Raw genomic sequence first — 7,278 nt, 5'->3', positions numbered from 1 at the left:
ACCGAGCGGTAGGGGTGCGGGACAAGGAAGTTACCCCGGGTCGCACCCCCTCCAGCCCGTCCGGCGTTCGAAGACAGTGCGCGCGGCGTGCTTCGAGGGTGCGGGGGCGCAGCCCCTGCCAGAAAAGGGAAGGGGCGGGACAGGGGCAACCACCCCTCCCCCGCCACCACCCCCTACGCTGCCCGCGTGACCACCGAGCAGACAGACGACCGGGCCACGGGCCCCAACCCCTCAGCGGCTCCGGGAGGCTCGGGAAGTCCACCCCCCGAAAAACGCGAATACCGCATGAAAGAACTGGCAGAAGCAGCCGGCATCCCCCTCCGAACCCTCCGCTTTTACCGCGAACGCAAACTCATCCCACCCCCACGCCGCGAAGGCCGCATCGCCTGGTACGACGCCACCCACCTCGCCCGCCTCCGCACCATCGCCGCCCTCCTGGAGCGCGGCCACACCCTGGGCGGCATCGCGGACCTGCTGACCGCCTTCGAGGGCGGCCGTGACGTGGCCGAACTCCTCGGCCTGGACGGCGTACCCACCACTCCCTGGTCCCGGGAGACCCCGGTCCGCCTGAGCGCGGAGGAACTGGCGGACACCTTCTCGGGCCAGGTCACGGCCGAGAACCTCGCCGCCGCGCTCGACATCGGCTACCTCGCCGTGGACGGCGAGGAGTTCGTCCACGTCAGCCGCCGCCTCCTGGAGGCGTCCACCGAACTCGTCCGCGCCGGCGTCCCCCTCTCCGCCGTCCTCGCGGCCGGCCGCGACGTCCGCACCCACGCCGACGCCCTGGCCGAAATCTTCACCACCCTCCTCCGCACCCACCTCCTACAAAACGCCCTCACCCCCGCCGCCACCGGCACTCCCCTCCCCCCCACCGAGGCCGCCCGCATCACACGCACCCTCGAACGCCTCCGCCCGGTCGCACAGACGGTGATCGACGCGGAGGTCTCCATGGCCATGGACCGCCATATAAGAGCGAACGCGGAGACGTGGGCCCGGGCGGACGCGCCGACCCCCACCTCGGAAGGGGAAGATCATTCCCGCACGCAGTCCATCTGAAAGCACCTCCGACAACCCTGCGGCCTTGCCGACAGTACGGACACTTTCGACATGGCGATCCCGCCCGGATCCGACAGCGCCCCTCAGATTGCACATCGCGGCATCGCGGGACTCGAATGCGCGAGGTCGGTGCCGGTGGTGACAGCCGAACTCGTTCCCGGGTAAAGCCCTACACGCCGCCACATCTCGACGGCCTTTTCCTCGTGGCAGCTCACCCCCCAGTGCGGCAGGAATGCCACCCGATGACAGAAGAAGCCCCTTGCGGAGGGGCAAGCCATCGGAATACGTTTTCGGTCGTCTCGGAACTCACGAATACAAGCGCGTCCAGATCGGCGCGAATAACGCTGAGGAGGGGATCATGCCGACGCTGTGCAAACCTGCAGTTGCGGTCCCGGAGAACGTGGTCACCGTTGAGCAGACGCTGGACATGGCCAAGCGGGTCCATGCGAAAAGCCCGAACCTGAACTTGGCGCTCCGCCTCATCACCAACACTGGAGTCAAGAAACGTCACGTCATCCAGCCGCTTGAGCAGACTCTCGCGCATCCGGGCTTTGAAATACGCAATAAGATTTACGAGCGCGAGGCCAAGCGCCGGGTCCCGCCCGTGGTGGAGGAAGCCCTGGCCAATTCCGACCTGACAGCCCAGGACATCGACGCCATCATCTACGTGTCCTGCACGGGCTTCATGATGCCGTCGCTCACAGCGTGGCTGATCAACACCTTGGGATGCCGACCCTCTACACGGCAGATTCCGATTGCTCAACTCGGCTGCGCGGCGGGCGGAGCAGCCATCAACCGGGCCCATGACTTCTGCGCGGCGCACCCCGAGAGCAACGTGCTCATCGTTTCCTGCGAATTCTGTTCGCTGTGTTACCAGCCGACCGACGCGGATGTCGGCTCGCTACTGTCGGACGGCCTGTTCGGTGATGCGGTCGCCGCTGCAGTGGTGCGACACAGCGGAGGCACCGGGCTGCGACTGGAGCGCAATGCGTCGTATCTCATTCCGAATACGGAGGAATGGATTTCCTACGACGTCAAGGACACCGGATTCCACTTCCGGCTGGACAGGCGGGTCCCCGGCACCATGGAACCGCTGGCGCCGGTGGTACGCGAACTCGTCGAAACCCACTCCTGGGACGTGGGAGAGCTGGATTTCTACATCGTTCATGCCGGCGGCCCTCGGATCCTGGACGACCTGTCGAAGTATCTGGGTGTGGCCCCGGATGAGTTCCGCTACAGCCGCGCGACGCTGACGGAGTACGGGAACATCGCGAGCGCGGTGGTGCTGGACGGTCTGCGACGCCTGTTCGAAGACCGGCCGCTGCGACGAGGTGCCCAAGGGGTGATCGCCGGGTTCGGGCCGGGAATCACGGCGGAGCTTGCCGTGGGGTCGTGGACGCGCGAAAGCGCTGTCGGGTTCCCGGTCCGAGTCCCGGCCGGCATCGAACATTCCCTGGCCGGTTGACCCGCTCCGCCTCGACTTCTTCCTGTGCGTGTCCGTGCGCACACACTCACACGTTCCGAATGGAGGACCGCTGTGTCCGTCAGCGGATTGATAGTGCCGCCCAACGAGGGAAAGCGGCTGGTAGCCAAGGCCCAGGATGTCACCTTCAAGGTGACCGCCGAGCATTCCGCGTACGCGTCCACGTTCGAGGTCGTCGTACCGCCCGGGTTCAATACAGGGGCCCACTACCACACCGACGGCGAAGAGCTGTTCTACGTCTTGGACGGCGAGCTCGACATGTTTGCCTTCGAACCGCGGGAGCGGACGGAGAACTGGCTGGAGTGGGAGTCGCCGGCAGGCGAGCGGGCCGTGTCCGCCGGCGCGGGGAGCCTGATGTTCGTGCCGCCGGGGTGCCCGCACGCCTTCGCCAACCGTACCGATCGGCCTGCACGGATGCTCTTCCAGTCATCGCCGCCCGGCGACCACGAGGAGTACTTCCACGGGTTGCTTGCAATCTTTGCCTCCGGGGACACAGTCGATCCACAGGCCGTGGCGCATCTGCGGACGACGCACGACGTCCACCAGATCACGCCGCTGTCGTACGGCTGAGCGGAGGAGGCCCATGCACCGGATTCTGGCGCTGTCCGGATCGCTGCGCCGCGATTCGTTCAACACCCGTCTGTTGCGAGCGGCCGAGAGATTGGCCCCGCCGGACCTGACGTGGGATTTCTTCGAAGGTCTGGCGGATGTCCCCGTCTACGACGAAGACATCGATACCGACCCGCCCGTCCCGGCCGTGGCTCGGCTACGTGAAGCGGTGGCGGCCGCGGACGGGCTTGTGATCGCCACTCCCGAGTACAACCATGCCATCCCGGGCGTGGTGAAGAACGCCGTGGACTGGCTCTCGCGGCCTCACGGCCGAGGAGCCCTGGCCGGCAAGGGCATCGTCGTGTGGGTGGCCACTCTGGGCAGGATGAACGGCCTGCGCTGCCTCGGGGATACCCGCGGCCTCCTCAGCGGGCTGGGCAACCTCGTGGTGCCCGAGCCGGAAGTCGTCGTCGCCTCCGCCCCCAGCGCCCTGACGACCGCTCCGGACGGCACCGTGGTGCTGACCGACGCGGTGACCGTGGATCTGATCCGGGCACAGCTGCGGGTGCTGGCGGATGTACTGGAAGCGCAGGCACCGCGGGCGCTGTGGCAGGCGGTGGAGCGTCAACGGCCGGACATCGAGCGGGCCCGGTTCCTACCGTACGTGCGGCAGGCGCTGGGAGACGGCGCAGCGCCGGAGGTGGTGGCCGAGCGCCTGCGCAGCGCGGGTCACAGGCCGGAGACAGTGCGGAAATGGATCGAGGAGGCTCGGGCCGAAGCAGGCCCCCGAGGCCGGTCACCGCAAGCGGGCAGGCCCTAGAGGATCACGAGTGCGGTGAGCGGCGACTCGCGTCGGCGCTCACCGCACTCGGCCCCCACCCTTCGTCAGGCCGGACAGGCCCCACCCTTCGTCAGGCCGGACAGGTTCGCCTCGGCTCGCAGACTTGTCCCTCGGCGCCCTGCTGCCACCAGTCGGCGAACGGGGCCACCAGGCCGAGAAGTTGCCAGCCGGCCGCGGTCAGCCCGTACCAGACGCGGATGGGCGAGCGCCGGATGTCGACACGCCGGGAGACGAGGCCGGCGTCTTCCAGACGGCGCAGCACCCGCGTGAGCTGCTTGCGGTCCATTCCGGTCAGCCGCGCTGTTTCCGAGTGCCCCCGAGGACCGCTCTGCAGAGAGGCCAGCACAAACAGGTCCCACTTCTTGGAGACCAATCCGATGGCCGAGTGCGCCGCTTGCAGGTCATTGGCATTCATGCGATTCCTGCCCCCTGTTGACTTGTTAAGCAACGTCCCCCCATTTGGCAGTCTACCGATTGACGACGGCGCGCACCTTTCGATCTTTCGCCAATCCTTCACCACTGGCGTGTAACATGCAACGTTTGTTTACCTTTTTTGCGGAGTCATTGCCAGACAAAACTCACCGCAATGGCCTCCCCCCGCCCGCCGGCCTCGACCATCCATAAGCTCCCATAAGATTACCGGCGGGAACGTCCCGTCTGTGCGGTGACTTCTTTTGCCGGATCCCGGCGACGGCGCCCGCTGCGCACGAGCCGGACGGTGACGGAGAAAGCCGACGGTAGAGTCCCCCGGGCGTTCCCTGCGGCAGATGCCGCCGGTCGGGACCCAGCACCCCGGTGAGCAGGGCGGGGAAGAGACGGCCGCCTCTAGGTGGCGGTCCCCACCCTTGCAGGTGGGCAGCATTGTTCACCTATTTGACCAAACCTCGGGCATTTTCTCCTCGCGGAAGTACGAGGCTCAACCAATAAGCACTCGGGCGGCAATTAGCGGAGCACGATCCAGGCAGTGACCATCGCGGGAAGAACAGAGTCCAAGCGGTCCATGAGCCCGCCGTGTCCGGGCAGCAGCGCGCTCATGTCCTTGATGCCCAGGTCCCGTTTGACGGTGGATTCGACGAGATCACCGCCGACGGCCGCCAGCGCGATGAGCAGACCGAACAGGGCGCCGGCCGGCCACGGAGCGCGTCCCACCCAGCCGAGGGCGAGGGCACCGACAGCGGTCGAGGTGAGCAGCGAGCCGGCGAATCCTTCCCAGCTCTTGCCAGGGCTGATGGCCGGCGCCATGCGGTGCCGCCCCAGCAGCGCCCCGACCGCGTATCCAGCGGTGTCGGACGCCGAGACGCAAGCCAGTACGCACACCAGCAAGAGTGCGCCGTGCCGCCTCTCTTCGAGCAGTACGGCGCAGCAAGCGGGCAGGCATATGTAGCCCAGGAGCAAGACGGAGGCGGATGCGTCACGCACGTAGTCGGCAGGGCCCCGAGCCACGCGCCATGCCAGACACAGGAGAACCGCAGCTGCCAGCCCACGCAACAGCCCCGGCTCACCGTAACGCCAGCACAGCCACAGAGTGGCCTGGCTACCGAGGTGGAGGGGAAAAACCGCCACGTGTACGCCTGCGCGACGCAGGCCCCGCGCCAGTTCGACGATCGCCATCGTCAACGCGATGCCGATCAGGACGGCGAACACCAAAGGAGTGGTGGCCAGAGCGGTGCAGACCACCGCCCCCAGGAGAACGCCAACCGTCACGGCCTGGTAGAGGTTCCGGCCGGCCCGTCCCGACGCCGTGCGGTCCTCGCCCGTCTCCGGAACCACCACTTCCGTGGTCTGTCGGATGGCGATCACAGTGCCGCCTGCCGCGTGTCGGTCCGCTGAACACGACCGAGCCAGACGAGGGTCACAAGGGTGATGACCGCGACGACGACAGCGATGACGCAGTAACCCTTGGCCATCGCGTCGGTGAACGCTTTCACCGCGGCTGTGTGCTGGGCAGCGCCCAGGTGATCGGCGGTCATCATGGCGTCCGAGGCCGAGTGCGCCTCTTCCGCGACACCCGGCGGCAGGTGGGTGAGGAACCGGCTGGTGACGACGGTGGCGACGACGGCGATGCCGATGGCACTGCCGATTTCTCGGGCGGTGCTGTTGAGGGCGGACCCCAGACCACTCTGGCTCTTGGGCAAAGCCGCGACGATTCCGCTGGACAGGGGCGGGGTGGCCAGCCCCATACCGGTGGCCATGACGAGCAGTGCGATCGCGTACTGCCAGTACGGCGTCGTGGAGGTGGCCAGGGACATCAGCACGAGCCCGGCGGTGATCAGCGACATGCCGGCGGCCACGACCCGGCGGGTGCCCCAGCGGGTGACCAGCCGGGCAGACCGGGGCGAGACCAGCTTCATGCACAGGCCCTGCGGCAGGATGGCCAAGCCCGTCTCGGCGGCACTGAATCCTTTGGCGTAGTGCAGGTACTGGGCGTTGAGGAAGAAGAGACTGAACATGCCCAGGAAGGCGGCCGCGACCCCGAGTACGCCGGAGCCCACCGCGGGTGTCTTCAGCAGTCGGAGGTCGACCAGAGGGCAGTCACTGCGCAGGGCGTGGATGACAAAAATCGTGCCGACGACGGCGGCCGCGGCAAATGCCATCAGGACCGGGGTCGACGTCCACCCCAGCTCGCGCCCTTCGATAAGACCGAACAGCAGGGCTGTGAGCGTTGCCACCAGCAGGACGGTGCCGGGGCCGTCGGGCCGGACCGGGTGGCGTTCGGTATCCGGGGCCCACCGGCCGGCCAGTGCAGCGAGCAGCACGGCGATCGGGACGAAGAGGCCGAAGAACACGGGCCAGGAGAAGAACTGCAGGGTGGTACCGGCGAGAAGGTTGCCCAGCATGCCGCCCAAGCCGGTCGCGCCCGACCAGGCGCCCACCGCCTTGCCGCGCTCGCGGGGTGGGGTCACGGCGAGTGAGAGGGCGAGGGTGGCCGGCATGACCAAAGCCGCGCCCAGGCCTGCGACGGCCCGGCTGATGAGGAGGACCGTGACGTTCGGAGAGAGCGCGCAGCCCAGACAGCCCAGACCGAAGGTGACCAGTCCGGTGACAAGCACCGGCTTCCGGCCCAGCCGGTCGCCCAGCGCTCCCGCCGGGATGAGGAGCCCGGCGAAGACGAGCAGGTAGATGTCCACGATCCACACCACCTGAGTGGCCGAGGGATGCAGATCGCTCGCGGACAGCTGAGGAATGGCCAGGTTGACGCCGGAGACCATGGCCTGGACGGCGATGACGGCGGCGTTCATCAGGCGCGGGACCGTGTGCCGCGCCGCCCGGCCGGGAGCGGTGTCCGCTGCCCGGTTCGGTTGCCGCCCCACCTCACGGTTACGGTCGGCGTGGGGCCTCGCTGCGCTCT

The 7,278-nt window shown here is 67.8% G+C and carries 7 protein-coding genes; 4 read left to right on the top strand and 3 right to left on the bottom strand.

Features of this window, described 5'->3' with window-relative positions; translation table 11 throughout:
* Positions 1 to 285: 285 nt before the first annotated feature.
* The 4 genes from JNW98_RS20025 to JNW98_RS20010 all read left to right on the top strand — a co-directional run bounded on the left by JNW98_RS20025 (position 286) and on the right by JNW98_RS20010 (position 3,908).
* On the top strand, positions 286 to 1,056 hold the full coding sequence (locus JNW98_RS20025; protein WP_223769631.1) for a MerR family transcriptional regulator: 771 nt from the start codon (positions 286 to 288) through the stop codon (positions 1,054 to 1,056).
* A 358-nt stretch (positions 1,057 to 1,414) separates the two neighbouring features.
* On the top strand, positions 1,415 to 2,521 hold the full coding sequence (locus tag JNW98_RS20020; RefSeq protein ID WP_223769630.1) for a type III polyketide synthase: 1,107 nt from the start codon (positions 1,415 to 1,417) through the stop codon (positions 2,519 to 2,521).
* Between the two features lie 72 nt (positions 2,522 to 2,593).
* A complete protein-coding gene (locus JNW98_RS20015; RefSeq protein ID WP_223769629.1) occupies positions 2,594 to 3,109 on the top strand; it encodes a cupin domain-containing protein in 516 nt (171 codons plus the stop codon).
* A gap of 13 nt (positions 3,110 to 3,122) precedes the next feature.
* Positions 3,123 to 3,908, top strand: a complete 786-nt coding sequence (locus tag JNW98_RS20010) for an NADPH-dependent FMN reductase (protein WP_223769628.1) — start codon at positions 3,123 to 3,125, stop codon at positions 3,906 to 3,908.
* 91 nt (positions 3,909 to 3,999) lie between these two features.
* Here JNW98_RS20010 and JNW98_RS20005 read toward each other — a convergent pair whose 3' ends face one another.
* The 3 genes from JNW98_RS20005 to JNW98_RS19995 all read right to left on the bottom strand — a co-directional run bounded on the left by JNW98_RS20005 (position 4,000) and on the right by JNW98_RS19995 (position 7,168).
* A complete protein-coding gene (locus tag JNW98_RS20005; protein ID WP_223769627.1) occupies positions 4,000 to 4,344 on the bottom strand; it encodes a winged helix-turn-helix transcriptional regulator in 345 nt (114 codons plus the stop codon).
* Between the two features lie 527 nt (positions 4,345 to 4,871).
* Entirely contained in the window at positions 4,872 to 5,729 is an 858-nt protein-coding gene (locus JNW98_RS20000; RefSeq protein WP_223769626.1) for a phosphatidate cytidylyltransferase, read from the bottom strand.
* A complete protein-coding gene (locus JNW98_RS19995) occupies positions 5,726 to 7,168 on the bottom strand; it encodes an MFS transporter (protein ID WP_223769625.1) in 1,443 nt (480 codons plus the stop codon). Before JNW98_RS19995 ends, JNW98_RS20000 begins: the two co-directional genes overlap by 4 nt.
* Positions 7,169 to 7,278: the final 110 nt, after the last annotated feature.

The organism is Streptomyces huiliensis (genome assembly GCF_020037025.1).
In the GTDB taxonomy this organism is placed as follows: Bacteria; Actinomycetota; Actinomycetes; order Streptomycetales; family Streptomycetaceae; genus Streptomyces; species Streptomyces huiliensis.
This window is presented reverse-complemented; position numbering and strand designations above follow the sequence as displayed.

Bases quoted from the DNA above. Each gene is read 5' to 3' on its own strand.
- JNW98_RS20025 (WP_223769631.1), top strand. From the start codon at position 286: ATGAAAGAACTGGCAGAAGCAGCCGGCATCCCCCTCCGAACCCTCCGC.
- JNW98_RS20005 (WP_223769627.1), bottom strand. From the start codon at position 4,344: ATGAATGCCAATGACCTGCAAGCGGCGCACTCGGCCATCGGATTGGTC.
- JNW98_RS20020 (WP_223769630.1), top strand. From the start codon at position 1,415: ATGCCGACGCTGTGCAAACCTGCAGTTGCGGTCCCGGAGAACGTGGTC.
- JNW98_RS20010 (WP_223769628.1), top strand. From the start codon at position 3,123: ATGCACCGGATTCTGGCGCTGTCCGGATCGCTGCGCCGCGATTCGTTC.
- JNW98_RS19995 (WP_223769625.1), bottom strand. From the start codon at position 7,168: ATGAACGCCGCCGTCATCGCCGTCCAGGCCATGGTCTCCGGCGTCAAC.